The organism is Haemophilus parainfluenzae (genome assembly GCF_003252795.1).
Lineage (GTDB): Bacteria > Pseudomonadota > Gammaproteobacteria > Enterobacterales > Pasteurellaceae > Haemophilus_D > Haemophilus_D parainfluenzae_K.
This window is the reverse complement of sequence record NZ_QEPQ01000002.1, coordinates 203,828-227,962: the sequence shown is the minus strand read 5'-3', so window position 1 is coordinate 227,962 and position 24,135 is coordinate 203,828. Positions and strand designations below refer to the sequence as shown.

Genomic DNA, 24,135 nt, shown 5'->3' with positions numbered 1-24,135 from the left:
ATCATGTTTGAGATTTTATTTCCCGCCTTGCTTACAGGCTTACTACTTTCCTTAATTACCGCACCACTGGGTGCTTTTGTGGTGTGGCGTAAAATGGCTTATTTTGGTGATACCCTTTCCCACTCAGCCTTGCTTGGTGTGGCGTTAGGGATTTTCTTACAAATTAACCCTTATGTTGCCATTGTAATTTTGACGATTATTCTCGCCGTATTAATGGTTTGGCTCGAAAGTAACACGCAATTTTCAGTGGATACCCTTTTAGGCATTATCGCACACAGTTGTCTTTCCCTTGGTGTGGTTACGGTTGGCTTACTAAAAAATGTCCGCGTAGACTTAATGAGTTATCTTTTTGGGGATTTGCTCGCCATTAATTTTAACGACTTACCTTATATTGGCACGGGTGTCCTCATTGTATTAGGCACACTGCTTTACTTCTGGCAAGCCTTACTCTCCACCACTGTCTCACCTGAACTGGCTCAAGTGGAAGGCATTAACATCAAAAAAATGCGATTTATCTTGATGATTTTGACCGCACTTACAATCGCATTAAGTATGAAGTTTGTTGGAGCCCTGATTATTACATCGCTATTAATTATTCCAGCTGCAACAGCAAGACGTTTTGCAAAGACACCTGAACAAATGGTATTTATTGCCATTTTAATCAGTATGCTTTCCGTCGTTGGCGGGTTATTCCTTTCCGCCTTTTATGATACCGCTGCGGGGCCTTCTGTCGTGATTTGTTCCGCATTTTTGTTTTTGTTATCATTACTAAAAAAGGAATATTTATAATCCGCTCCAACCAGTGAAAACCATTTGCACCGTACCTTAAATCTTGATAAAGTGCGGGCAACTTTTGACGATATTTTTAGGATAAGAAATGAGCCAAGAATATTTAGATTTTGAATTACCTATTGCTGAACTTGAAGCCAAAATTGAAGCGCTACGTTCAGCATCTGATGACAAAATTGATTTACACGATGAAATTAAACGCTTACAAAAGAAAAGCGATGAATTAACCAAAAAAACCTTTGCAAATCTTGATGCATGGCAGGTTTCTCGTATGGCGCGTCATCCAAATCGTCCATACACCCTTGATTATATCGAACATATTTTTACTGATTTCCAAGAACTTGCAGGCGATCGTGCTTTTGCAGATGATAAAGCGATCGTAGGTGGTCTTGCGCGTTTAGATGGTCGTTCTGTGATGGTTATCGGTCATCAAAAAGGCCGTACAGTAAAAGACAAAGTGGCACGTAACTTTGGTATGCCAGCACCAGAAGGTTATCGTAAAGCATTACGTTTAATGCAAATGGCCGAGCGTTTCAACTTACCTATTATTACGTTCATCGATACCCCAGGAGCTTATCCAGGGATCGGAGCAGAAGAGCGTGGTCAATCTGAAGCCATTGCTCGCAACCTACGTGAAATGTCTACCTTAAAAGTACCTGTTATCTGTACGGTAATCGGTGAAGGCGGTTCTGGCGGTGCATTAGCCATTGGTGTGGGTGACAAAGTGAATATGTTGCAATATTCAACTTATTCCGTTATTTCACCAGAAGGTTGTGCGTCAATCTTATGGAAGAGTGCAGAAAAAGCCTCTACCGCAGCAGAAGTCATGGGCTTAACCGCAACTCGTTTAAAAGAGTTAGGTTTAATTGATAATATCGTTCCAGAGCCATTAGGTGGTGCACATCGTAATTATCCTGAAATGGCACGCAATTTAAAACAATGTCTTGTTGAAGAACTAAACGAATTAGATACCTTCGACAAAGATGGCTTATTAGAAAGACGTTACGAACGTTTAATGTCTTACGGTTATTGTTAATAATGTATAAAAAAGAGCGGTTAATTTACCCGCTCTTTTTTTGTGTTTTGAGAAATAATGCATGGATGTCAAAAAATGCATCAATGCTAAAATAAAAATAACGTAAAAGGAGTTCAAAATGAAAAGTGTATTAGCAATTCAATCTCACGTGGTTTATGGATTTGCCGGTAATAAATCTGCCACCTTTCCAATGCAGCTATTAGGCGTAGATGTGTGGGCACTCAATACCGTACAATTCTCTAACCATACCCAATATGGTAAATGGACCGGCATGGTGATTCCACAAGAGCAAATTGGTGAAATTGCCAACGGTTTAGATGCCATCGGAAAACTTCAAGAATGTGATGCGTTACTTTCTGGCTATTTAGGTTCAGCTGAACAAGTTAACCAAATTATCTATGCTTTAGAGAAAATTAAAGCTCGTAACCCAAATGCACTTTACTTGTGCGATCCAGTGATGCCAAATGCCGAAAAAGTCTGCGTGGTAGCAGATGGTGTACGTGAACGCTTAATTGAAAAAGCCATTCCACGTGCGGACATCATGACCCCAAATCTTTCCGAACTTCGTACGCTTTCGGACTTCCCTATCAACACCTTTGACGACGTACTCAAAGCCGCCAATGCATTAGTGGCTAAAGGTGTGAAAAAAGTGTTGGTCAAACACTTAGGAAAAGCGGGTAAATTAAATGATCCGGATACCTTTGAAATCATTATGGCGACACCTGAAGGTGTATGGCATTTAAGTCGTCCGCTTTATAAATTTGACTTTGAACCAGTTGGCGTGGGTGATTTAATTGCAGGTACTTTCTTGGCACATTACTTAAACTGTGGCAACGATGTTGAAGCTTTTGAAAAAATGAATAATGCTGTTGCAGGCGTAATGAAAACTACCTTTGATTTGAAATCTTACGAACTCCAACCTATTGCTGCGCGTTTTGAGATCTTAAATCCAAGCACAAACTACAAAGCCGTTAAAGTTGCCTAATGGATCTTTTTTCATTATTCCAAGCACAAATCCCAACCACCGCCAATAAGCTTCTCATTGCATTTAGCGGTGGTTTGGATTCAACTGCACTGCTTTCTTTAGTTAAAAAACTCAGCGAAAAACGACCGCACTTAAGCCTGAGAGCTATTCATATCCATCACGGATTAAGCCCGAATGCGGATACTTGGACGACTCATTGCCAACAACTCTGTGAACAATTTGCCATTCCACTTATTATTGAAAAAGTCAAAGTGGAAATGCACGATGGCATTGAAGCGGGCGCAAGAGAAGCACGCTATCAAGCTATTTCAACACATATTCAACCAAATGAATATCTAGTCACTGCACATCATTTAAATGATCAAACTGAGACCTTTTTCCTGGCGCTAAAACGCGGAGCAGGATTGCAAGGTTTAGGTGCCATGCAAAAAGAAAGCCAATTATTTGGGATGCCTATTCTACGCCCACTCCTTTCTTTTAGCCGTAATGAATTAGAAGATTACGTTCAGCAAGAAAATCTATCTTGGGTCGAAGACGAAAGCAATCAAGATAATCATTACGATCGCAATTTCTTACGTAACCAAATTTTGCCTGAAATACGCCAACGCTGGGGACATTTTGATCATGCAGTTCAGCGTGCCGCACAACATTGTTTTGAGCAACAACAACTGATTAATGAATTATTACAAACTTGCTTTGAACAGCATCTTCTTGAGGATCAAAAACAGTTTTCACTCGTAAACTTTCTAGAATATTCATTGCAAAAACAAACCGCACTTTTGCGAATGTGGCTAGCTAAAAATCAAATTGCCATGCCAACGCAGATTCAATTAATGCATATTATTGATGATGTTATTCAGGCCAAAGCGGATGCATCCCCACAATTTCAACTTGGGGAGCATATTATTCGCCGCTATCAACAATGTCTCTATTTAACAGGAAAATTCGTTGATTTGTCGCAAACTTGCCTTGATATGCCATTAAATCAACAGATTCTTTTGCCTGATAATCTCGGAAGAATTTATGCAATCCACAATGCAATAGGCATTATAGTCAATTGGAACGAAAAACAGGTTCAACTTGCTGATACACAAGAACCTATTCAAATACGATTTGCTTATACTGGCAAAGTAAAACGACAACATAATCGCCCAGCCGAAACCATGAAAAAAATTTGGCAAGAGTTCGGTGTTCCGCCTTGGCAACGAAATCGTATCCCCCTCATTTTTTATGGTGAGACTTTACAAAGTGCGGTGGGTTTTTTCCGTGTTTTTCAAAACTTAGAGAAATAAAAAAGGGGTGATGATTCACCCATTTTTATGATTAAGAAAAGCGTTTAAAATGCCTGCCGTAAATTCTTTCCGTAAATAAAACCCCAGCGGCAAGGTATCAATCACTTCCCCATTTTTACCAATGCCTTTCGTAATGGCTTTACTGTTTGCACCTTTTGGACGCAGTTGCATAACTTCACCAATACGCGCCGTAATCTGATCTAACTTTCCGAGCACAATATAATCCATCAACTCTTCCCAATCTTGGCGTAATTGATGTTCTTGTTCAGTCGAAGGTTGCCATAAGATAGGTTGGCCAATATGTCGCTCACGCAACGGAATATCACGACTACCTTCAATAGGAATCCACAAGACTTTCGATAATTTATGACGAACGTGTGAATTTTCCCAATTTACCCCTGAGTTTTGAACCAATGGGGCAAGACTCACAAACGTGGTTTCCAACGGAAAACCTTCGGCATTAATGGGTAAGGTTTTTAATTCAATGCCTAAATGGGAAAAGTCCTGCTCTGCTTTACTGCCGGCAGTCGCCCCCAATGCGGTTTCAAGCAACATTCCAACCCAACCTTTATCGCGTTTTAAATCAGGCGGAACGGGAATATTTAATTCATCTGCAAGTTCTCCAAAGGTTAACCCCGCAATAGATTGCGCTTTTTCTAATAAGGCTTGTTCGGTTTGTGGGATCATGCGTGGTATTTCTTCAATAATTTTGGTTTAACGTATTCTACGCCTTTGTCGATGTAAGGAATATTCTCTAATTTCAATAAAAAACGTTTTGCCGGCAATCCACCACCAAAACCGGTGATTTCACATTTTTTCCCTAATACACGATGACATGGAATGATAATACTAATTGGATTGATCCCAACAGCACCGCCAACGGCTCGCACCGCCTTAGGATTATTAATGCTTTCTGCTAAACCACCATAACTCGCCGTTTTACCATAAGGAATTTGACGCAATGCTGTCCAAATTGCTTGTTGAAATGCGGTACCTTTAGGTGATAAAGGAATATTAGAGAAACTTTCTGGCTCGCCATTAAAATAACGCATTAAAGCAGAGCGTACTTTTTTAAAAAGCGGTAAATCTTCTCGTAAAATCCAATTTGGATTTGGCGTGGTTTGTTCTAACTCACAATCTAAATTTGTAAGATTTTCACCATCAGAAAGCATTAATAATCGACCAATTGGTGAGTCCATATAAGCATAAAAAAGTGCGGTCATTTTTCTCTCGTTTTTTTATGGAGTGATATAAGAAAAAAGCACACCGAACATGCATTCGGTGTGCTGCGTATTATGCTAAATTTTTTACAAATTAGAAACTGTAGTTTAAGTTTAAACCGTAAAGGTTAGCACTTGCTTTAGAGGTATAATTCGCTGTTACTGTTGCTAAACCACCAACTGATTGGTTTTCGGTAAAGTGAATTTTTTTACCACGTAAGTGCGCAAAGCCCGCATCAATAGAAAGATTCGGGGTAAATTTATAAGTTGCCCCTACGCTATACCACATACGATCAGTATCTGGAATAGATGCACTTGCATGCTCTGTTGGCGCTGCTGCTTCATCATAAGCAATACCGGCACGGAGCGTTAATTTATCATTTACATTATAGGTTGCACCTAATGCATAACGAGAGTTGCTACGGTATTTTTCATCTTTATGGAAAGCTAACTCTCCATCATCAAATGTCGCGTGTAACTCTTTGAAACGACTCCAGTGTGTAAATTTGTAGCTGTAGTGTAATGCTAAATTATCTGTGATTTGGTGGAAACCTGATAATTCTAAATAATCTGGTAAGTGTAATGTTAATCCACCTGCAGCAGGGCCTTGACCACGAATAGTACGGCTTGCACTCACGGCATTATCATCTTCAAAGTCAATATCAACTTTTGAGTGATAGGCTAAACCAACACGGTTATTTTCGTTAAACTCGTACACTAAACCGGCATTCCAACCAAAACCCCATGCGTTTTTATCTTGTAAGTGAGTTAATACTGTGTCTTTATTCACACCTTGTAATTTTGCTAAAGAAGCGGCCGCACTTTGAGGAATTTTTCCAGCTTTAACGAGCCCTGGAACTAATGGCGCAGCATTTTTCACTGCATCACTTAAAATACCTGCACGACGCTCAATTTCTGCTTTTGCATAAACTGCATTTAAACCCACACCAGCAGTTAAACCTTGAGAGACACGATATGAACCGCTTAAATTTAAGTTAATCGCACTTAAATCAGTTTTACCGCCGAATACCCCCGCGTTGTAATCTGATTCATATTCACTTTTTAATCCAAAATTCACATTCATACCACCACCAATGGCAAATTTGTCATTAATTGGTGCCACAAAATACATATTCGGAATCAATGAACCTGGAACAACACTGTTATGATCTGCAGAACCTACCGCGACAGTACGACCTAGCGCATTAACTGTAACAGGGCCACTCATGTGAATTTTAGAATCTACATAAACGCCACCCACAGAGAATTGATTGGTTTTGAATAAGCTCATTAATGCTGGGTTAGTTGCAACCACTGAAGCATTATCAGCAATTGCTGCTTCACCTGCATAAGCACGACCAAGACCTGATGTAGAAACTTCTGCTAATTGGAATGCGGCTGCATTCGCACCGCTTGCTGCTAACAATGTGGTCATTGCTAATAGCGTTTTATTAAATTTTGTCATTTGGAACCTTTTGTTATTAATAATAATGAAAAAAGTCGCGAGATTCTAAAACTCCAATAAATGGAGTGCAAATTATTTTAGATTAATTTTTAAGTGTTCCGACCAGTGATAAATAAATGATATTTAAATTAAAAAAATGCGGCTACTTTGGCAGAGCGTTTTAAAAATGCTAGAATAGAACCAATCTAATTTTAAATAAGGAAATCCTATGACAGTAACATGCAAAGCAGAAGAATCTCTCACTTGTAGTTGTGTTGATGTGGGTACGATTATTGACGGTTCAGATTGCTCTGTTGATATTCATCAAACCTATGCAAATAAAGCTGAAGCTGAAGCGGCACTTAATCGTTTCGTTGAAAAAGCACGCAAAACAGAAAGCGATCCTTGTGACATTAAAAGTGAAATCACAGAAACTGAAAATGGCACCAATTTAACGGCTCGGTTTACATTTAGCTGCCAAGCTGAAGCGATGATTTTCGAATTAGCGAATCGCTAAAAACATTTTAGAAATGACCGCACTTTATCATTCAAAATAAAGTGCGGTTATTTTTTTGCTTAAATCCTAATTAAATCACTATCGCAAACGTTTGCTTAATCTGATACAATCACGCCGTTTTATCATTTAACCTAAAAATATAGGATAACATTGTGAGCAAACCATCATTAAGTTATAAAGATGCAGGCGTGGATATTAATGCCGGTAATGAATTAGTTGAACGTATTAAACCACACGTGAAACGAACTACTCGTCCTGAAGTCATCGGGGGATTAGGTGGGTTTGGCGCATTATGTGCTATTCCGGGCAAATATAAAGAACCGATCCTCGTTTCAGGTACAGACGGTGTAGGAACAAAACTACGTTTAGCCATTGACTTAAAAAAACACGATACCATTGGTATTGATTTGGTTGCGATGTGTGTTAACGATTTAGTGGTTCAAGGCGCCGAACCATTATTCTTCTTAGACTACTATGCGACAGGAAAACTTGATGTGGATGTTGCCTCTGATGTGGTAAAAGGCATTGCAGAAGGCTGTGTACAATCGGGTTGTGCATTAGTGGGTGGCGAAACCGCTGAAATGCCGGGTATGTACCACGCTGGTGATTATGACTTAGCAGGTTTCTGTGTGGGTGTCGTCGAAAAATCAGAAATCATTGATGGTAGTCAAGTTAAAGTAGGTGATGCCTTAATTGCACTTGGCTCAAGTGGTCCACATTCAAATGGTTATTCTTTAATTCGTAAAGTCATTGATGTTGCTGGCGTCAACCCAGCCACTGAGCAATTAGATGGTCGTCCATTAAGTGAACAAGTGCTTGCACCGACAAAAATCTATGTAAAATCTATTCTCGCGTTAATCAAACAAACCGAAGTCCATGCTATTGCGCACTTAACCGGTGGTGGTTTCTGGGAAAATATCCCGCGTGTATTACCGAAAAATACAAAAGCTGTTATTGATGAAAGTAGCTGGGAATGGCAACCGGTGTTCAAATGGTTGCAAGAAAAAGGCAACATTGAAACCTATGAAATGTACCGCACATTTAACTGTGGCGTGGGTATGGTGATTGCATTACCACAATCGCAAGTGGAAACCGCTTTAGCAATTTTAAAACAATCTGGTGAAAATGCATGGTTAATCGGTCATATCGAAAGTGCGACAGATAACGAACCACAAGTCATTATTAAATAATTTCTCTTTTCCATTTCAGGGCGAAAATTTCAGAATGAAAGGTTCGCCCTTCTTTTATGTAGAATAATATGAAAAAAATTGCCGTCCTGATTTCAGGGCAAGGATCGAATCTTCAAGCAATAATTGAGGCTTGCCAAACTGGATTTATTCCAGGAAAGATTGTGACTGTCATCAGTAATAAAATCGACTCATTTGGCTTAGAACGTGCTGAAAGTGCGGGCATTCCTAACCGCTTTTTTTTACGTCAAGATTTTACGTCCAATCTCGCTATGGATAAGGCTATCGGGGATTATTTAGACGATCTCAATGTTGATCTCATTGTATTAGCCGGTTACATGAAAATCTTAACCAAACCATTCACACAACGTTTTGCGGGGAAAATTTTAAATATTCACCCTTCTCTTCTGCCAAAATATCCAGGGATACACACTTATCAAAGAGCACTTGAGAATGGCGAGAGTGAACACGGTACGACCGTGCATTTTGTCAATGAAGAGATCGATGGCGGTGCCATTGTGTTACAAGCTAAAGTGCCGATTTTCCCTGGTGATACAGTCGAGGAGATAGAGCTTCGTACTCGTGAACAGGAATATAATATTTATCCTTTAGTGATTAAATGGTTTATTGAAGATCGATTAAAACTCATTGAAAATCAAGCCTATTTAGACGGCAAGCCGTTACCACCTAATGGTTACGCTAATGAGTAAAGCGATATGCACTCTTGAAAAGGGTGACATAAATCACCATTAAACAACCTGATTTTATGAAAAAAACAATAAACCCTGTATAATCGGGGTTTTATTATTGTGGGATATAGTATGCCAATTAACTTTACTCAGATTTTTCAAGATAGCCTCAATTTTATGCGTAATCAGCGAAAAACCGTGCTGATTTTCGTTGGGATTTTTGTCGTTTCACAATTAATTAATGCATTAGTCAGTGTTCCAATGCCGAGCTTGGGTGATAATCCTAATCCGTCACAACAGGATATTATTGATGCATTAAGCAAAGTAGAGCCAACTGCACTGATTGGATCTTTTTTATTCCAACAATTATTGATGTCTTTTATTGCGACCTTCGGTATTGCAACTATTCATCATATTAGCCAGCAAAATCAAAATCCGATTAATCAAGGGCTCATGCTTACATTACGTCGTTTTTTAGGTGTGGTCGTTTTAGATATTTTTATGAGTTTGCCGCTTTTATTTGGCCTTGCTGATGTCATGAGCTCATTTTTAAACAAAAATGCCCTCTCCCCTCTAGCCTTTGTTTCAATGGTATTTGGTTTATTTTTCTTTGTTCGCCTATGCTTATCGCCTGTGCATTACATTGCGTCCAATCAATCTATCGGGCAAAGTGCTTTACAAGTATGGCGTGCAGGTATTAAGCGTAATGGCGTATTAATTATTTATGCTTTACTCACTTATTTACTTCTTCCTTTAGTGGTGAACACCATTGGTGCAATCTTGGGTTCATCATTTTTAAGTGCTATTGTTGGTATCTTGGCTGCATTATTTCAAATGTTTATTTTGGTATTTACTTACCGTTTTTACAGCTTATTTATGAAGGCTTAATATGAAACAACTTCTTGAATTTATTCCGCTTGTTCTCTTTTTCGTCACCTACAAAATGTTTGGTGTGCGTGATGCTGCCATCGTATTAGTGATTGCAACCATTGTTCAAATGATTGTGCTAAAACTGAAATATGGCGTAATTGAGAAACAACAAAAAATCATGGCGATTGCTGTCGTCTTTTTTGGTTTACTCACTGCCTATTTCAATGAAATCAAATATCTACAATGGAAAGTCACGATTATTAATGCCTTATTTGCCATTGTTTTATTGGTTGCACAATTCCAATTCAATACGCCATTAGTGAAAAAGTTATTAGGCAAAGAAATCCAGTTACCGGATAATGTGTGGAACAAATTAAATGTAGGCTGGGCAGGATTTTTTATTCTGTGTATGCTGGTAAATATTTATATCAGCCAAAATATGTCTGAAGATGCTTGGGTTGATTTCAAATCTTTTGGTTTACTTGGTATGACCTTTGTTGCAACAATTGTCAGCGGTGCTTATATTTACCGTTACTTACCTAAAGATGATCAAAAAAATGACGGGGACAAATAATGGTTTCAAATCTTATCGATAAAGACGGTCGTCAATCTAAAGGCGTATTATTATTACGCACCTTAGCGATGCCTTCAGATACCAATGCGAACGGTGATATTTTCGGTGGCTGGATTATGTCACAAATGGATATGGGCGGAGCAATTCTAGCAAAAGAAATTGCTCATGGTCGCGTTGTCACCGTTGCCGTAGAAAGTATGAATTTCATTAAGCCTATCGCCGTCGGTGACGTGGTGTGTTGTTACGGCCAATGTCTCAGTGTGGGTCGTTCTTCTATTAAAATCAAGGTAGAAGTATGGGTGAAAAAAGTTGCCAGTGAACCAATTGGGGAACGTTACTGCGTGACAGATGCTGTATTTACCTTTGTAGCTGTAGGAAAAGACGGCAAATCCCGCTCTATTCCACGTGAAGGTAATCTTGAACTAGAACGAGCATTAGCCTCTATCGAAGAATTAAATTGTTAAAAGGATAAATGATGTATTACGTGATTTTTGCCCAAGATATTCCTGGTACTTTAGAAAAACGCCTTGCTGTACGTGAGCAACATCTTGCTCGTTTAAAACAATTACAAGCAGAAGGTCGCTTATTAACTGCGGGCCCCAATCCAGCCATTGATGATGAAAATCCAGGCGAATCTGGCTTTACCGGCTCGACTGTGATTGCTCAATTCGAAAGCCTGTCTGCAGCAAAAGACTGGGCAGCACAAGATCCTTATGTTGAAGCTGGCGTTTACGGTGATGTCATTGTGAAGCCTTTCAAAAAAGTTTTCTAAATAAAACGAACTCTACACTCAAAGACGGATCTAAATATCCGTCTTTCTCTTTATATGGAATCTCCTATGCGAGCACTTAAACACACGACAATTTCGTTATTAATTTTAACCGCACTTTCAGGCTCAGCTTTAGCTAATCAGCATGCTCATAAAAGCAAAAATGAAACTGCACCACAAATTAACCTTGCAGAAGAACAAGCCAAATGGACACAACAACAGCACGCGCATGAATTAAAGCTGATTGAACAACGTGCTACTTTTCTACAATTAGAATCGCTCCTAAAAAGTGCGGTCAAAAGTAATAATGTTTCTAATAATGCGAAGTTATTCCTGAGTTTGATTGATTCCTTAAAAGGCTATCCATTGCAAACTGATGCTATGGCGGCTTATTTAGATGCACGTGTAAAAACCGTTAATCGCGATACGCCTCGTGAAGAAGTGAATGCATTGCGAACAGACATTGAACAATTTATTCAGCAACATGCCTCTCATTTTCTACGCGGAAAATTAGAACAAAGCATTTTTACATTATTCACCAATGCTGAAGATACTCAAGCACTCGCCAAACTCACACCAAATAATTTGGAAACACAAATTGCCGTGCTTACAGCAAAATATCAACTAGAAGCGACTAATAGCACCCAGGCGATAGAAAACGCTTCAAATGATAAGGATAAATCGGCTATTTTGTCTGAGTATGAAAAACTTTGGCTCAACAATGCAGAGCTTCCTAATGATGCTCAACTCTGGACAGCTTGGTATTCACAGGGTGGCCGTACTCCAGAAAAAATCTATCAAAAAGCTGAAATGCTCTTCAGTAAAAATGATGCGAAAGGATTAGAAATACTCGCTAAAGAGTTAGAAAAAATTGAGAACGCTAAAGAAGATGAGCAAGTAGCCGCTCATTTAGCGCTCTATCAGGATCTCTTAAAAAATCCAGCCAATTTGAAAACACTCGCTGAGAAATTGCCATTAATCGATGGTAATACGAATAAAATCACCAATAAATTTGTCGTAGTGCTAGGTTTTGCTCGTTATCTGCGTACTATTCCAGAAAATATGAATGAGCCAACATTCACCCCTTACGAGCAATGGGCGAAGACTTGGCAATTAAACGAAACTGAATTACGTGATTGGAAAATAGCCTTTATTAGCCGTTTCTTTGATAACGAAAGCCCCAACTTTGTGCAATGGCGCGATCAAGAAATCCTAAAACTGAATGCCGATAACCTCGTTGAACGTCGTTTGCGTACGGCTATTTGGCAAAAAACGGATTTATTAGGTTGGTTGAATGCCCTTTCCAATGAAGCGAAGCAAAAACAAGAATGGCGTTATTGGATGGGGAAAGCACTCGAAAAAGAGAATGTCACAAAAGCCAAAGAAATATTCTCTGAATTAAGCAACGAACGCGGATTCTACCCAATGTTAGCGACAGCAAAATTATATCCTGAAAATCGTGGCGCAGGATATGATTTCGGTCAAGCAGAATTATATGTCGCGCGGAGTATTTCCGATCCCTACTGGGCACATGAATATAAAAAATTTCAACCAGAGCTCGCAGAAATTGCTGAATTACGTCAATTAGATCGATTAGGCGCTGCCAAACAACGTTGGCGTTTTCTGTTAGAAAAATTATCGCAAGAAGAACAACTACAGATTGCTTTAAGCCAATATGCGAATGAACAAAATTGGTTTGAATTAGGTGTGGATGGGTCGATTATTGCGAAAGCATGGGATTATATCGGATTACGTTTACCAAATGCTTATAGTCAATATTTTGATATTGCCCTCAGTAATGTGAATCTCAGTGAAACTGAACCACAAGCCATTGTGGATAATCGTGTCACCAAAACTTTTGCGATGGCCATTGCTCGCCAAGAAAGTGCTTGGAATCCAATGGCGCAATCTTCTGCGAATGCGCGTGGATTAATGCAGCTATTGCCAAGTACCGCGCAAAAAACGGCAGAGAATCAGCAACTTCCTTATAACGGCGAATCAGATCTATTCAAACCGCTTAATAATATTTTACTCGGTACGGCGCACTTAAATGAGCTGAATGCTAAATATCCAAACAATCGCATTTTGATCGCCTCTGCCTATAATGCGGGAGCAAGCCGTGTAGAAAAATGGCTTGCGAGAGCCAATGGCAAATTGGCCATGGATGAATTTATTGCCTCCATTCCGTTCTTTGAAACACGAGGTTATGTTCAAAACGTATTAACTTATGATTTTTACTATCAACACCTACAAGACAAAGAAAAATTACAAACCTTTAGCAAAGAGGAATACGATCGGCTATACTAGTCGCACTAGTTTAATAGTATAGGGTTGTTGATATGTATATTAGTCGCAATTTAGAACAATGGAATGCTTTCCTCGCGACCTTGCAAACCGCGTTTGAACAAGGGAAAGCACAAGATTTCTTAACGCTTCTGCTCACGCCAGATGAGCGCGATGCAGTGGGTTTGCGTTTACAAATCGTGGCTCAGTTATTGGATAAAAATCTCTCCCAACGAGAGATTCAACAGAATCTCAATACCAGTGCGGCAACCATTACGCGTGGTTCTAATATGCTCAAAACAATGGATCCGGATTTTATAAACTGGGTGAAAAGCAAACTCGATGAGCAAGCTGCAAAAAACTAAGCAAATTCTGACCGCACTTTTACATCTTTTTCGCCCCTCTTGGTGGAAAAAAAATTGGCAACGGGTTGCGTGGTGTTTTTCTCTCGCAATCCTCGCGTTTTTCATTTGTTTTCGCTTTATCCCTGTTCCTTTCTCTGCCTACATGGTACAGCAAAAAATTGGGCACTTATTACAGTTGGATTTCAGCTATTCAATCAAATATGATTGGGTGAGTCTTGATGAAATCTCACCGAATATGCAACTTGCGGTGATTGCTGCTGAAGATCAAAAATTCCCCCACCATTGGGGCTTTGATTTTGAGGCAATTCAAAAGGCCTTTAAATTTAATGAAAAATCTCACCGAACCCGAGGGGCTTCAACGATTTCTCAACAAACCGCGAAAAACCTCGTTCTCTGGCATGGACAAAGTTGGTTTCGTAAAGGATTAGAAGTTCCCACAACGGCATTAATGGAAATCTTTTGGTCCAAAGAACGGATTTTAGAAGTCTATTTGAACATTGCTGAATTCGGTAATGGCATCTTTGGTGTGGAAGCTGCCAGCCGTTATTACTTCAAAAAATCAGCGAAGAATTTAACGCAATCAGAAGCGGCATTACTCGCTGCGGTTTTACCGAATCCTATCATCTATAAAGTGAATAAGCCTAGTGCGTTAGTTCGTAAAAAACAAAGCTGGATTATGGGACAAATGAATGGATTAGGCTTGAATTATCTAAAAGAAATGTAGATTCCTCATAAAGAAAAAAACCTTGAAACCGGCTTTCAGTTTCAAGGTTTTAAATTTGGTGGAGATAATCGGGATCGAACCGACGACCTCTTGAATGCCATTCAAGCGCTCTCCCAACTGAGCTATATCCCCAAATAACGCAAGTTATGATAAATTTTGGCTGATAAACTGTCAATATTGAAATAATCAAATCCCGCTTATCAGCCTAAATATTAAGCGTTTTGAGATTTAATAAAATCAATGGCACGTTGGATTCGTGCTAACACGCGTTCACGACCAATACCCACTAATGTCACGTCCATAGAAGGTGATTGACCTGAGCCTGTTACCGCCACGCGTAACGGCATCCCAACTTTACCCATCCCTACTTCTAATTCAGCAGCCGTTTGTTCAATCGCTTCATGGGTAGAATGTAAATCCCAGCTAGAAAGTGCGGTCAATTTTTCTTTTACTTTTTCAAGTGGTTCAATCGCCGCCGCTTTAAAGTGTTTTTTCACCGCAGCTTCATCAAAACTTTCAAACTCTTCGAAGAAATAACGACTTGCTGATGCCATTTCTTTTAAGGTTTTGCAACGTTCTGCAAGCATCGTCACGATTTCAGTTAACGCTGGGCCATTTGAAGTATCAATACCTTGATCTTTATAGTGCCATGCAAGGTGTTTTGCCACATATTCAGGCGGTAATTCACGAATGTAATGGTGATTTAACCACAATAATTTTTCCGTGTTAAATGCACTTGCTGATTTACTCACATGATCTAATTCGAAGTATTTAATCATTTCTTCACGCGTAAAGATCTCTTGGTCACCATGACCCCAACCTAAACGAACAAGATAGTTAATTAAGGCTTCCGGTAAATAACCGTCATCACGATATTGCATCACACTTACCGCACCATGACGTTTTGAGAGTTTTTGGCCATCATCACCATTAATCATGGAAACGTGCGCATATACTGGGATTGGTGCACCTAAGGCTTTTAAGATATTAATTTGACGTGGGGTATTGTTAATATGGTCTTCACCACGTACAACGTGAGTAATACCCATATCCCAGTCATCTACCACCACACAGAAGTTGTAGGTTGGTGAACCGTCGGTACGACGAATAATTAAATCATCTAATTCACTGTTGCTGATTTCAATACGACCACGCACCGCATCATCAAACACGACTGAACCTTCTGTTGGGTTTTTAAAACGTACTACGTGTGGCTCATCGGCTGCATGATTGTGATCATGTAAACAATGACGGTCATAACGTGGTTTTTCTTTGTTTTGCTCTTGTGTATGGCGTAGTTCTTCTAAACGCTCTTTAGAGCAATAGCAACGATAAGCCAAGCCTTGTTCAATCATTTCATCAATCACTTGATTATAACGCTCAAAGCGTTTGGTTTGATAATAGGGACCGTGTTCCCAAGCAAGGTTTAACCACTCCATCCCTTCAATGATTGCCGCTGTTGCTTCCGGTGTAGAACGCTCTAAATCGGTATCTTCAATACGTAATACAAACTCACCGTTATTATGTTTTGCAAATAACCAAGAATAAAGGGCTGTACGTGCGCCGCCTACGTGCAAATAACCTGTTGGACTTGGAGCAAAACGTGTACGTACTTTGACATTCGGATCTAATTCAAAAGGAGGATCAATTTTCATTTTCTTAATAACCTATTCATTTACAAAAATTACCTTTATTTTACTACGACTTGCGTGAGTTCTAAATAAAAAATCTGATTTTATGCCTATTTTTGCAACAACTAGACGCTTTTTCATAAAAATATATTGACTGAAATCTCATTATACTTATAATGCCAATCCACAACATTAAGGGCGATTAGCTCAGTTGGGAGAGCACCTCCCTTACAAGGAGGGGGTCACTGGTTCGAGACCGGTATCGCCCACCACTTTTTCCAAAGTTGGCTTTAATGTTGTAAAAGTTTGACCAAGCGGGCGATTAGCTCAGTTGGGAGAGCACCTCCCTTACAAGGAGGGGGTCACTGGTTCGAGACCGGTATCGCCCACCACTTTTCTAAAGTGTTCTTTCCGCTCAAACTTTCCCATTATTTAAACGCTTTTCTTATGTGGGCGATTAGCTCAGTTGGGAGAGCACCTCCCTTACAAGGAGGGGGTCACTGGTTCGAGACCGGTATCGCCCACCACTTAATTTTAGTGTTTAAATAAATCCGAATACCTTTTCAGGTGCATCGGGCGATTAGCTCAGTTGGGAGAGCACCTCCCTTACAAGGAGGGGGTCACTGGTTCGAGACCGGTATCGCCCACCACTTTTCCTAAAGTCCTTTTTTAAATCAGTTAAATTAACATTATTTCTGTTTTATCTTATAAATAAAAACGGCCACAAAACGTTTCATTTTATGACCGCACTTCTATCTAATTTTTTGGATTAAACTGGCTCTAAACCTAACACTTTGCGTCCATTGATACTCGCAATATCAACCATTGCATCAAGATGTGGGAAACGGCAGCCCGCAGCCAGCAAGCTTAGTTCTTGCCATAAATCCCCTTCGCAAAGTGGCACCATGTAATCACAAATATTATCCGTACCTAACGCGACTATAATTCCTTCTGGAATCATTTCATCTGCCGGTGTCAATGCGTTATGGAAAGGCATTAAATCTTCTTTTCGATTACTATCAATCCACGCCATTGGACAAGCAATCATCATCATTTTTGCCTGACGCATTTTTTCATAAAGTTTATAACGATATTCTCTGCTATGCGCACCGATAGAAATACCATGGATCGCCACTACTCGACCTTCCATTCCATGTTCTATGGTCTTGTCACAAAGCTGCTCTGTTTCTTTTTCTTTCGGAGAGTTGAATTGGTCCACGTGTACATGACACATAATGCCGCGAGATTTAGCCGCATCAAGTAAAATATCCATCGCTTCAAGACCACGACCATAATCAAGCTCATCGCGATAAGGTAAACCACCAATCATATCCACCATATCAGAGCCAATATCAAACCATTTGCGTGCTTCTGGCTCAATCACCCCTTTTAAGGTCTGATTCGCAAATTTTAAAATAATGTCATGCTTATAGACTTCCCGAGCTTTATGCGCAGCAATGATGGCTCGGTCTTCACAAATCGGGTCGATATCCACAAAAGTCCCAAATGCCGTTACCCCTTGGGAAATCATCAACTCAATCGATTGACAGAAACGGGCGTAATAATCATCAACACTTGATGTACGTTTAACTTCGTCCACTAAATCCCATTTTTGTTGAAGATTACTATTGTGATAAATACCAATTTTTTCAGGTGTCATTGTAAAAGCACGATCTGCATGAGCATGGGCGTTAACCCAGCCACCTTTTTTAATGATTTCGTCTCGAATAAACGTTTTAAAGCTACGAACGTGATTTCTCATAATAACTCCGCCAAAAAAGAAAGGAAAAGAGAGACGAGAAGTGTATTAATTGAAAAGCAAACCCAATAAGGATCGGGTCTATTGTGAATTGTTTACAATGTTATGAAAATTCGCAGATTTTAATTAATAACATCTTTTCAGTCTTTCAACTGAGTGCAAAGTATAAGATTTTAAGCACAAAAAAGCTATCTATTTATTGACAAAAGAACGCTCTTGTTTAAAGACATCTAAGAACAAGCCGAGCGGTGGGCGGCTTGAAGATTGCTCAGTATAAGTGCGGTCAAATTTCTTATAGTTTCCTTTGCGATCAATATGATACTGTGTGCCATCTGGCTGAATAATGACATTCCAACGGAAATTCGACGCCAACACCCAAGGATCGCCATTAAGCTCAAATAAATTGCGACCTTGTGCATAATCCGAAATTGGATTTTTCACTTTAAAGATCGATGACATCAATGCTGGCAATAAATCGGTATGGCTTGTTAAATTTGTCACTTCTTGTACCGGCAAATCTTTCCAGTAAACAATAAACGGCACTTGGATTTCATCACGACCGAAATAGTTTTCTTGTGCTTTTTCATCCAGTTTATTAAACGTTTTACCATGCTCTGCCGTAATAATAACAATCGTATTATCTAAGGAAACTGATGCTAAAGTGTCATCAATTTGTTGATCAATCTCCGCAAGCGATTTGGTGTAATTTTCTTCCGCTTGATCCGCAACATCTAAATCCACATAAGCAAACCAAGGTTTATCCTCTTTTAAGAGAGATAAAACGCTATTTATCGCTTCTTTTGGCGAAGAGGCTTTCACTTTAGGTAATTTCACATTACGGAACAAGGCTTGTTTAAATAAGCTGTCTTTAAATGCCGTAGACGAATAAGCAACAAATTGATATTTCTCGTCTTGTAGCTTTTTAATTAATACCGACGGTGTGTGATTACTCAAAATACTGTCCGTATAATTCGCATTCAGTCCATAGAATAAACCTACTAAGCCGGCATTATTCGTATTGCCGCTGCTGTAATGATTTGTAAATTGAGTAGAGCTTGTGGCAAACTCGAATAATTTAGGCATTTTCTCGCTCGTTAGCGCATCATAACGTAAGCCTGAAACGGTAATCACGAGAATGTTTGGTTTGTTTTCAACTTGCTCAAACTGAAGATCTTTTTTCGGATAATCAATTTTTAATGCATCCAAACGCCCTTCTTGCTCTAAACGCTGTGAGTATGTTTCCGCATTAATAAACCCTTGTTTTTCCAAAAAGGTTCTTGCGGTCATTGGATAAGAAAGTGGGAAGTTTGAACGCTGCATAGTAATCGGACGATATAAAAATGCATCCGCCCAAGCGTAAATTAAGTGTGTCGCGACAAACATGGAAGTCAGCACTAATCCCACTTTTTTCAGCCATTTCTGACGTTCTAAGCTACGTAATTTTTCCCAACTCCAACGGGAGAAAAGCATTTGGATTAGCAAAATAATCGGCATTGGCGCAAAGAAAATTTGCCAATCCCGTGAGAGATCGCCCTTTTCAGGGTTCACTAACAAATTCCAAATAATAGAAGAAAGGTGGATATTAAAGCGGTTAAATACTTCTGTATCAAACAGCAGTAATGTGGTGCAAATTGTCGCAATAATCACCGTTAGGCCACGGAAAGTGCGGTGATTTTTGATGATAAAACTCAGTGGAAAAATAACCAGCAAATACAAGGCAAAAACACAAAAGCTGAAATGGCCTAATAAGCTGATGAAGAAATAAATTTTGCCGAGTAATGTGTCGGGCCAGTCAATGAGAAAGGCATAACGACTGCCAATAAGAATTGCGATGATAATGTTAAAAAAAGCAAACCAATGTCCCCACGAAATTTTTCGTGAGGTTTCTTCACGGTATTCACGTCCGTTGAATTTGCTCTTTTTAAACCAAAACATTTTATTTTATTTTTACCGAATTCATTAGAGAGTTGGCAAAGGCTTGTGCTAATGCTTCACGCTGTGCGGCTGGCACGCTAGTGGTCAATAAATTACTGGCCATATTGCCTAAAGCGATAAGAGAAAGATCAACGGGTGCTTTGTGAGTTTCAAGTACGCTAATCATGTCGTGAATGATGGCATTAACTTGCCCATCGGAATACTTTGAATGTTGAGCCATTTGGAATGTTTAAGCCTGTTCTAAATACAAAAAAACTTCTCATATCATACCCGATAATTTGTCCAATCTAAATAATTTCTTTTTTCTTGCTTAAAAAGTGCGGTTATAATTTAAGGCAAATTTTACGAAGGAAAAAATTATGAGCATTACGGTTAATCAAATCGTGCTACATCAATTAGTTAAGCACGCTGAAAATGAAACCACTACGATGGAAAGCGTGTTGCGTGATGAACTTCTCACCATTACGCCGGAAGTCGAACAAATGATGTTGCAATTACATCAAGGTTATCAAAATAAAGGCAAAGTATTTGGTGTCTTCCAAGAGAATTCCATTTTTGCACAAGATCTGAATCGTTTATTAGAAAATGAAATCAACTTTTTAAATTTCAGCCAACAATCCACAAAATTATTAGCGCAAGAATTGGGCAAATATAATTTTGCAGACAGCGGTACGCTTATCCTATGCCAATATAACTTTTTAGCAACGGATTACCTATTTATCGCACTATTAGATAGTCGTATCAGCATGTTAGTTGACGAAAATCTTGAAATTCGCCGTACGGAATACTTAGATATTACACAATTTGATATTGCGGCACGTATCAACTTAACGGATTTACAAGTAAACGCAAACTCAAACCGCTATCTCACCTTCATTAAAGGTCGTGTTGGTCGTAAAATTAGTGACTTCTTTATGGATTTCTTAGGTGCAGAAGAAGGTTTAAATCCGCAAGTTCAAAACCAATGCCTATTACAAGCAGTCAGTGACTACTGTGAACAAGGTGAATTGAATAAAGAACAAACTCAAGCAGTGAAAAAACAGGTATTTGAATACTGTAAAGGTCAATTAGCAAGCGGCGATGAAATTGCCTTAACTGAACTTTCAGCGAATTTACCGACTCTAAACGAGCGTCCTTTTGTCACCTTTACAGAAGAGCAAGATTACGGCTTGGAAGAAACCATTCCGCCAGTACGCTCAACCTTAAAAACATTAACGAAATTTTCGGGCTCAGGTAAAGGTGTGACATTAAGTTTTGATGCGGATTTATTGAATAACCGTATTGAATGGGATCCACTTACAGATACTTTAACAATCAAAGGGATACCACCAAATCTGAAAGATCAACTTCAAAAAGCATTAAAGTGCGATAATTAATTTGGCAAGATCGTAAAGTTTCGGTATCATTCGACATAATTTTGCAGTAAAAGGTAAAAAATATGCAATTAAGAACATTTTTAGGTGCAGTTGTTTTAGCATTAAGTTTAACTTCTTGTTCAACAGTGCAAAAAGTCGTTTATCGTATTGATGTTCCACAAGGTAACTATTTAGAAGCAGCGACTGTGGCGCAAGTTAAACCAGGCATGACCGCACAACAAGTACAATATTTGCTTGGCACACCGGTTTTAATCGATCCTTATAGTAACCTAACTTGGTATTACGTGTTCTTACAACAACACTCTTACCAAAAACCTGAACAGCACACATTTACGGTGAAATTCGATCAAAATGGTCTAGTAAGCAGTGCAGAATTAGATAAGCCATTACCTGAAGTGGCAAAACAAGACGAAAATAATACTATTATCAGCACACCTGAAAATGCAGGTAAGAAAAGCTGGTGGAAATTCTGGTAATCATTAAAAAATAACACCTGCTTGTCATATCAAGCAGGTTCGTTGTATTACAAGGGAATTAAAATGTCAAAGATTCTATTAGTTGATGATGATATTGAACTAACAGATTTACTTGCTGAAGTTTTACGACTGACTGGTTTTGAAGTTGAAGTTGCCAATAATGGTCAAGAAGCGTTAGATAAGCTGAATGCAAGCCACCAGTTAGTTTTATTAGATATTATGATGCCTGTATTAAACGGCATTGAAACACTCAAGAAAATTCGCCAAACATCAAATGTCCCTGTGATGATGCTTACCGCACGCGGTGAAGAGATCGATCGTGTTCTTGGGTTAGAACTCGGCGCCGATGACTATTTACCAAAACCATTTAACGATCGTGAACTGGTTGCTCGTATTAAAGCCATTTTACGTCGTGCCACACCAGCAGAAAAAGAAAATACTCAAAATTCGACCGCACTTTCATCAGAAGAAAATACATTAGAATTCTGTGGTTTAGTGCTTCATTCTGGTCTTCAACAAGCTTCTTATAATGGTCAAGATCTTGGTCTAACCGGCTCTGAATTTGCTCTACTTCATAAACTGGTACTTCGCCCTGGACAAATTGTCTCTCGCGAAGAATTAAGCATGAATGTACTTGGCAAACACCTTTCTCCTTTTGATCGCTCGATTGATATGCATATGTCAAACTTGCGCAAAAAACTCCCAGAAAGAGACAATGGCTTACCATGGCTGAAAACGCTACGTGGTCGTGGTTACTTGTTGGTTTGTGAATAATGCGTATCAAGAAATTCAGTTTAAATCAGCTCACGATACGCACATTTACCGTTTTTTGGTTGGCATTCTTTGCCATGACCGCACTTTTGGTCGCACTCCCTTATTTTGATAGCCGCTTATATTCTGACTTGAATCAAAACGAAATATCGAGCTATCAAAAGAAACTCGTTGAATCCATTCGTAACAATAGAATCACCGGTATCCTCGCTGGAGTACCAGTGCTTCCAACCGATAAATTTGACTCTGCTCGTCCTGTCATCATGACACCGGAAAAAGAAATTTTTGGTGCTTTAGGCGAAGAAAGAATGCATATTGCTCAGTTCGCCCAAGAGTCCAGTAACTTTGCTCAACCACAACGTAAGACCTTTAAAGATATTCAAATTGCAGGCCCCTTCAAAGTCTATATTGGGGATGCAGAACAATCCTCCGAATTATTTTTTGTGTCTCGAGCAAATGGTCAACAAGAAATTTTACGATATATGCTTGACCACCCTTGGGTCTTATTGCTCTTAACCTTAATTATTACAACTCCTTTACTTTGGTGGTTTACGCATACCATCGTCAAACCTATTACCAATTTACAAAAGGCGGCTAATAGCGTGGCGTTAGGAAACTTTAAGGTTGATAATGAATTAGTGAATCATGGTCCAACAGAATTACGAGAAGTAGGACAAAGCTTTAACAAGATGTCGATTGCGATTGATAATCTGATTTCAAACCAACACAATCTGCTTTCATCTATTTCTCATGAATTAAAAACACCGTTGACGCGTTTGCAACTTTCCACTGCTCTGGTTCGTCATCAAACAGGGGATATTGAACCAGTTAAACGCATTGAGAAAGAAATACAACGAATGGATAAAATGATCAGCGAGTTGTTACTCATTTCTCGCCAACAAATGCATTCTCAAATGGAGCATAATTTATTTCCTATCAATCAGCTTTGGGATGATGTGATCAAAGATGCCTTATTTGAAGCTGAGCAGCGCCATATTACCAGCGATGTCAATATTTCTATTTTACATCCTGAAAAACATATGATTTACGGCAACCTAAGCTTGCTTACCAGTGCGATTGAAAACATTATTCGAAATGCACTAAAATATACGAAAGATCGTATTTTCTTAACCATTGATTTACATAAAAATGAGCAGGATGATAATTGCCTACAAATTCGAGTAGATGATAATGGCTTAGGCCTACCACCAGAAGAGTTTGATAAAATCTTTAAGCCATTCTATCGAGTCGATGAAACTAGAACTCGAGCCACTGGCGGAACGGGATTAGGTTTAACAATTGTCTATAATGTAGTGAATGAACACAATGGAAAAGTATGGGCTGAATCCAGCAATTTAGGCGGGCTTGCCGTCACGATTCAACTTCCATTATGGAAACAACATTAATCCAAAAATAAAAGGCGATATTTTCATATCGCCTTTT

General features: G+C 39.1%; 25 protein-coding genes and 5 tRNA genes. 22 read left to right on the top strand and 8 right to left on the bottom strand.

Features of this window, described 5'->3' with window-relative positions:
* Window positions 1–3 precede the first annotated feature (3 nt).
* The 4 genes from znuB to tilS all read left to right on the top strand — a co-directional run bounded on the left by znuB (window position 4) and on the right by tilS (window position 4,102).
* A complete protein-coding gene (znuB, locus tag DPV81_RS03605; RefSeq protein WP_005699689.1) occupies window positions 4–789 on the top strand; it encodes a zinc ABC transporter permease subunit ZnuB in 786 nt (261 codons plus the stop codon).
* 88 nt (window positions 790–877) lie between these two features.
* Window positions 878–1,825, top strand: a complete 948-nt coding sequence (gene accA, locus DPV81_RS03600; RefSeq protein WP_111386808.1) for an acetyl-CoA carboxylase carboxyl transferase subunit alpha — start codon at window positions 878–880, stop codon at window positions 1,823–1,825.
* Between the two features lie 118 nt (window positions 1,826–1,943).
* On the top strand, window positions 1,944–2,810 hold the full coding sequence (pdxY, locus tag DPV81_RS03595) for a pyridoxal kinase (protein ID WP_111386806.1): 867 nt from the start codon (window positions 1,944–1,946) through the stop codon (window positions 2,808–2,810).
* The gene (gene tilS, locus DPV81_RS03590) at window positions 2,810–4,102 is read left to right on the top strand and encodes a tRNA lysidine(34) synthetase TilS (protein WP_111386805.1); all 1,293 of its coding nucleotides are present in this window, start codon (window positions 2,810–2,812) and stop codon (window positions 4,100–4,102) included. Before pdxY ends, tilS begins: the two co-directional genes overlap by 1 nt.
* A gap of 15 nt (window positions 4,103–4,117) precedes the next feature.
* Here tilS and mutH read toward each other — a convergent pair whose 3' ends face one another.
* The 3 genes from mutH to DPV81_RS03575 all read right to left on the bottom strand — a co-directional run bounded on the left by mutH (window position 4,118) and on the right by DPV81_RS03575 (window position 6,787).
* Entirely contained in the window at window positions 4,118–4,789 is a 672-nt protein-coding gene (gene mutH, locus DPV81_RS03585; RefSeq protein WP_111386803.1) for a DNA mismatch repair endonuclease MutH, read from the bottom strand.
* Window positions 4,786–5,325, bottom strand: a complete 540-nt coding sequence (locus DPV81_RS03580; RefSeq protein WP_111386802.1) for a methylated-DNA--[protein]-cysteine S-methyltransferase — start codon at window positions 5,323–5,325, stop codon at window positions 4,786–4,788. Before DPV81_RS03580 ends, mutH begins: the two co-directional genes overlap by 4 nt.
* A gap of 91 nt (window positions 5,326–5,416) precedes the next feature.
* Window positions 5,417–6,787 carry an outer membrane protein transport protein gene (locus DPV81_RS03575; RefSeq protein ID WP_111386800.1) on the bottom strand — a complete coding sequence of 457 codons (1,371 nt, stop codon included), beginning with the start codon at window positions 6,785–6,787 and terminating at the stop codon, window positions 5,417–5,419.
* Window positions 6,788–6,995: 208 nt separating this feature from the next.
* On the opposite strand from DPV81_RS03575, the gene DPV81_RS03570 reads away from it, so the two are divergent.
* The 10 genes from DPV81_RS03570 (at window position 6,996) to mtgA (ending at window position 14,744) form a co-directional block, all read left to right on the top strand.
* Entirely contained in the window at window positions 6,996–7,283 is a 288-nt protein-coding gene (locus tag DPV81_RS03570; RefSeq protein WP_111386799.1) for a YfcZ/YiiS family protein, read from the top strand.
* A 152-nt stretch (window positions 7,284–7,435) separates the two neighbouring features.
* A complete protein-coding gene (purM, locus tag DPV81_RS03565; RefSeq protein WP_111386797.1) occupies window positions 7,436–8,473 on the top strand; it encodes a phosphoribosylformylglycinamidine cyclo-ligase in 1,038 nt (345 codons plus the stop codon).
* 68 nt (window positions 8,474–8,541) lie between these two features.
* Window positions 8,542–9,180: a phosphoribosylglycinamide formyltransferase gene (gene purN, locus DPV81_RS03560; RefSeq protein WP_111386796.1), complete on the top strand. Its 639-nt coding sequence runs from the start codon at window positions 8,542–8,544 to the stop codon at window positions 9,178–9,180.
* A 156-nt stretch (window positions 9,181–9,336) separates the two neighbouring features.
* The gene (locus DPV81_RS03555) at window positions 9,337–10,047 is read left to right on the top strand and encodes a beta-methylgalactoside transporter (RefSeq protein WP_243583367.1); all 711 of its coding nucleotides are present in this window, start codon (window positions 9,337–9,339) and stop codon (window positions 10,045–10,047) included.
* 1 nt (window position 10,048) lies between these two features.
* Window positions 10,049–10,603: a septation protein A gene (locus DPV81_RS03550; RefSeq protein ID WP_111386792.1), complete on the top strand. Its 555-nt coding sequence runs from the start codon at window positions 10,049–10,051 to the stop codon at window positions 10,601–10,603.
* The gene (yciA, locus tag DPV81_RS03545; protein WP_049372961.1) at window positions 10,603–11,067 is read left to right on the top strand and encodes an acyl-CoA thioester hydrolase YciA; all 465 of its coding nucleotides are present in this window, start codon (window positions 10,603–10,605) and stop codon (window positions 11,065–11,067) included. Before DPV81_RS03550 ends, yciA begins: the two co-directional genes overlap by 1 nt.
* An 11-nt stretch (window positions 11,068–11,078) precedes the next feature.
* Complete coding sequence (locus DPV81_RS03540) at window positions 11,079–11,375, top strand: YciI family protein (protein ID WP_111386791.1); 297 nt, start codon at window positions 11,079–11,081, stop codon at window positions 11,373–11,375.
* 66 nt (window positions 11,376–11,441) lie between these two features.
* Window positions 11,442–13,679: a transglycosylase SLT domain-containing protein gene (locus DPV81_RS03535; protein ID WP_111386789.1), complete on the top strand. Its 2,238-nt coding sequence runs from the start codon at window positions 11,442–11,444 to the stop codon at window positions 13,677–13,679.
* Between the two features lie 32 nt (window positions 13,680–13,711).
* Window positions 13,712–14,020 carry a trp operon repressor gene (trpR, locus tag DPV81_RS03530; RefSeq protein ID WP_111386787.1) on the top strand — a complete coding sequence of 103 codons (309 nt, stop codon included), beginning with the start codon at window positions 13,712–13,714 and terminating at the stop codon, window positions 14,018–14,020.
* A complete protein-coding gene (gene mtgA, locus DPV81_RS03525; RefSeq protein ID WP_165818955.1) occupies window positions 13,998–14,744 on the top strand; it encodes a monofunctional biosynthetic peptidoglycan transglycosylase in 747 nt (248 codons plus the stop codon). The genes trpR and mtgA overlap by 23 nt, the downstream gene beginning before the upstream one ends.
* Before the next feature lie 56 nt (window positions 14,745–14,800).
* Here mtgA and DPV81_RS03520 read toward each other — a convergent pair.
* A tRNA-Ala gene (locus DPV81_RS03520) sits at window positions 14,801–14,876 on the bottom strand.
* An 80-nt stretch (window positions 14,877–14,956) separates the two neighbouring features.
* Entirely contained in the window at window positions 14,957–16,399 is a 1,443-nt protein-coding gene (gene gltX, locus DPV81_RS03515; RefSeq protein ID WP_111386786.1) for a glutamate--tRNA ligase, read from the bottom strand.
* A gap of 172 nt (window positions 16,400–16,571) precedes the next feature.
* Here gltX and DPV81_RS03510 point away from each other — a divergent pair.
* The 4 genes from DPV81_RS03510 to DPV81_RS03495 all read left to right on the top strand — a co-directional run bounded on the left by DPV81_RS03510 (window position 16,572) and on the right by DPV81_RS03495 (window position 17,025).
* A tRNA-Val gene (locus tag DPV81_RS03510) sits at window positions 16,572–16,647 on the top strand.
* A 44-nt stretch (window positions 16,648–16,691) separates the two neighbouring features.
* A tRNA-Val gene (locus tag DPV81_RS03505) sits at window positions 16,692–16,767 on the top strand.
* Between the two features lie 59 nt (window positions 16,768–16,826).
* A tRNA-Val gene (locus DPV81_RS03500) sits at window positions 16,827–16,902 on the top strand.
* Window positions 16,903–16,949: 47 nt separating this feature from the next.
* Window positions 16,950–17,025: transfer RNA gene (locus DPV81_RS03495), tRNA-Val, on the top strand.
* A gap of 119 nt (window positions 17,026–17,144) precedes the next feature.
* Here the strand turns inward: DPV81_RS03495 and DPV81_RS03490 are convergent.
* The 3 genes from DPV81_RS03490 to DPV81_RS03480 form a co-directional block, all read right to left on the bottom strand.
* The gene (locus tag DPV81_RS03490; RefSeq protein WP_111386784.1) at window positions 17,145–18,137 is read right to left on the bottom strand and encodes an amidohydrolase family protein; all 993 of its coding nucleotides are present in this window, start codon (window positions 18,135–18,137) and stop codon (window positions 17,145–17,147) included.
* A gap of 189 nt (window positions 18,138–18,326) precedes the next feature.
* A complete protein-coding gene (locus DPV81_RS03485) occupies window positions 18,327–20,069 on the bottom strand; it encodes a DUF3413 domain-containing protein (protein ID WP_111386783.1) in 1,743 nt (580 codons plus the stop codon).
* 1 nt (window position 20,070) lies between these two features.
* A complete protein-coding gene (locus DPV81_RS03480; protein WP_111386781.1) occupies window positions 20,071–20,289 on the bottom strand; it encodes a YejL family protein in 219 nt (72 codons plus the stop codon).
* Between the two features lie 139 nt (window positions 20,290–20,428).
* Here DPV81_RS03480 and yejK point away from each other — a divergent pair, with 139 nt between their 5' ends.
* The 4 genes from yejK (at window position 20,429) to cpxA (ending at window position 24,098) form a co-directional block, all read left to right on the top strand.
* Window positions 20,429–21,445 carry a nucleoid-associated protein YejK gene (gene yejK / locus DPV81_RS03475; protein ID WP_111386780.1) on the top strand — a complete coding sequence of 339 codons (1,017 nt, stop codon included), beginning with the start codon at window positions 20,429–20,431 and terminating at the stop codon, window positions 21,443–21,445.
* Window positions 21,446–21,507: 62 nt separating this feature from the next.
* The gene (bamE, locus tag DPV81_RS03470) at window positions 21,508–21,921 is read left to right on the top strand and encodes an outer membrane protein assembly factor BamE (RefSeq protein WP_049365683.1); all 414 of its coding nucleotides are present in this window, start codon (window positions 21,508–21,510) and stop codon (window positions 21,919–21,921) included.
* A gap of 63 nt (window positions 21,922–21,984) precedes the next feature.
* The gene (locus DPV81_RS03465; RefSeq protein ID WP_049365682.1) at window positions 21,985–22,695 is read left to right on the top strand and encodes a response regulator; all 711 of its coding nucleotides are present in this window, start codon (window positions 21,985–21,987) and stop codon (window positions 22,693–22,695) included.
* Window positions 22,695–24,098 carry an envelope stress sensor histidine kinase CpxA gene (gene cpxA, locus DPV81_RS03460; RefSeq protein ID WP_111386779.1) on the top strand — a complete coding sequence of 468 codons (1,404 nt, stop codon included), beginning with the start codon at window positions 22,695–22,697 and terminating at the stop codon, window positions 24,096–24,098. Before DPV81_RS03465 ends, cpxA begins: the two co-directional genes overlap by 1 nt.
* Window positions 24,099–24,135 lie beyond the last annotated feature (37 nt).

Excerpts from the sequence above, each read along its gene's own strand:
- DPV81_RS03575 (WP_111386800.1), bottom strand. The coding sequence starts at position 6,787 with ATGACAAAATTTAATAAAACGCTATTAGCAATGACCACATTGTTAGCA.
- yciA (WP_049372961.1), top strand. The coding sequence starts at position 10,603 with ATGGTTTCAAATCTTATCGATAAAGACGGTCGTCAATCTAAAGGCGTA.
- DPV81_RS03465 (WP_049365682.1), top strand. The coding sequence starts at position 21,985 with ATGTCAAAGATTCTATTAGTTGATGATGATATTGAACTAACAGATTTA.
- DPV81_RS03580 (WP_111386802.1), bottom strand. The coding sequence starts at position 5,325 with ATGACCGCACTTTTTTATGCTTATATGGACTCACCAATTGGTCGATTA.
- purN (WP_111386796.1), top strand. The coding sequence starts at position 8,542 with ATGAAAAAAATTGCCGTCCTGATTTCAGGGCAAGGATCGAATCTTCAA.
- DPV81_RS03550 (WP_111386792.1), top strand. The coding sequence starts at position 10,049 with ATGAAACAACTTCTTGAATTTATTCCGCTTGTTCTCTTTTTCGTCACC.
- mtgA (WP_165818955.1), top strand. The coding sequence starts at position 13,998 with ATGAGCAAGCTGCAAAAAACTAAGCAAATTCTGACCGCACTTTTACAT.
- cpxA (WP_111386779.1), top strand. The coding sequence starts at position 22,695 with ATGCGTATCAAGAAATTCAGTTTAAATCAGCTCACGATACGCACATTT.
- DPV81_RS03535 (WP_111386789.1), top strand. The coding sequence starts at position 11,442 with ATGCGAGCACTTAAACACACGACAATTTCGTTATTAATTTTAACCGCA.
- trpR (WP_111386787.1), top strand. The coding sequence starts at position 13,712 with ATGTATATTAGTCGCAATTTAGAACAATGGAATGCTTTCCTCGCGACC.
- mutH (WP_111386803.1), bottom strand. The coding sequence starts at position 4,789 with ATGATCCCACAAACCGAACAAGCCTTATTAGAAAAAGCGCAATCTATT.
- DPV81_RS03540 (WP_111386791.1), top strand. The coding sequence starts at position 11,079 with ATGTATTACGTGATTTTTGCCCAAGATATTCCTGGTACTTTAGAAAAA.
- DPV81_RS03480 (WP_111386781.1), bottom strand. The coding sequence starts at position 20,289 with ATGGCTCAACATTCAAAGTATTCCGATGGGCAAGTTAATGCCATCATT.
- gltX (WP_111386786.1), bottom strand. The coding sequence starts at position 16,399 with ATGAAAATTGATCCTCCTTTTGAATTAGATCCGAATGTCAAAGTACGT.
- DPV81_RS03485 (WP_111386783.1), bottom strand. The coding sequence starts at position 20,069 with ATGTTTTGGTTTAAAAAGAGCAAATTCAACGGACGTGAATACCGTGAA.
- DPV81_RS03555 (WP_243583367.1), top strand. The coding sequence starts at position 9,337 with ATGCGTAATCAGCGAAAAACCGTGCTGATTTTCGTTGGGATTTTTGTC.
- znuB (WP_005699689.1), top strand. The coding sequence starts at position 4 with ATGTTTGAGATTTTATTTCCCGCCTTGCTTACAGGCTTACTACTTTCC.
- pdxY (WP_111386806.1), top strand. The coding sequence starts at position 1,944 with ATGAAAAGTGTATTAGCAATTCAATCTCACGTGGTTTATGGATTTGCC.
- bamE (WP_049365683.1), top strand. The coding sequence starts at position 21,508 with ATGCAATTAAGAACATTTTTAGGTGCAGTTGTTTTAGCATTAAGTTTA.
- DPV81_RS03570 (WP_111386799.1), top strand. The coding sequence starts at position 6,996 with ATGACAGTAACATGCAAAGCAGAAGAATCTCTCACTTGTAGTTGTGTT.
- accA (WP_111386808.1), top strand. The coding sequence starts at position 878 with ATGAGCCAAGAATATTTAGATTTTGAATTACCTATTGCTGAACTTGAA.
- yejK (WP_111386780.1), top strand. The coding sequence starts at position 20,429 with ATGAGCATTACGGTTAATCAAATCGTGCTACATCAATTAGTTAAGCAC.
- tilS (WP_111386805.1), top strand. The coding sequence starts at position 2,810 with ATGGATCTTTTTTCATTATTCCAAGCACAAATCCCAACCACCGCCAAT.
- DPV81_RS03490 (WP_111386784.1), bottom strand. The coding sequence starts at position 18,137 with ATGAGAAATCACGTTCGTAGCTTTAAAACGTTTATTCGAGACGAAATC.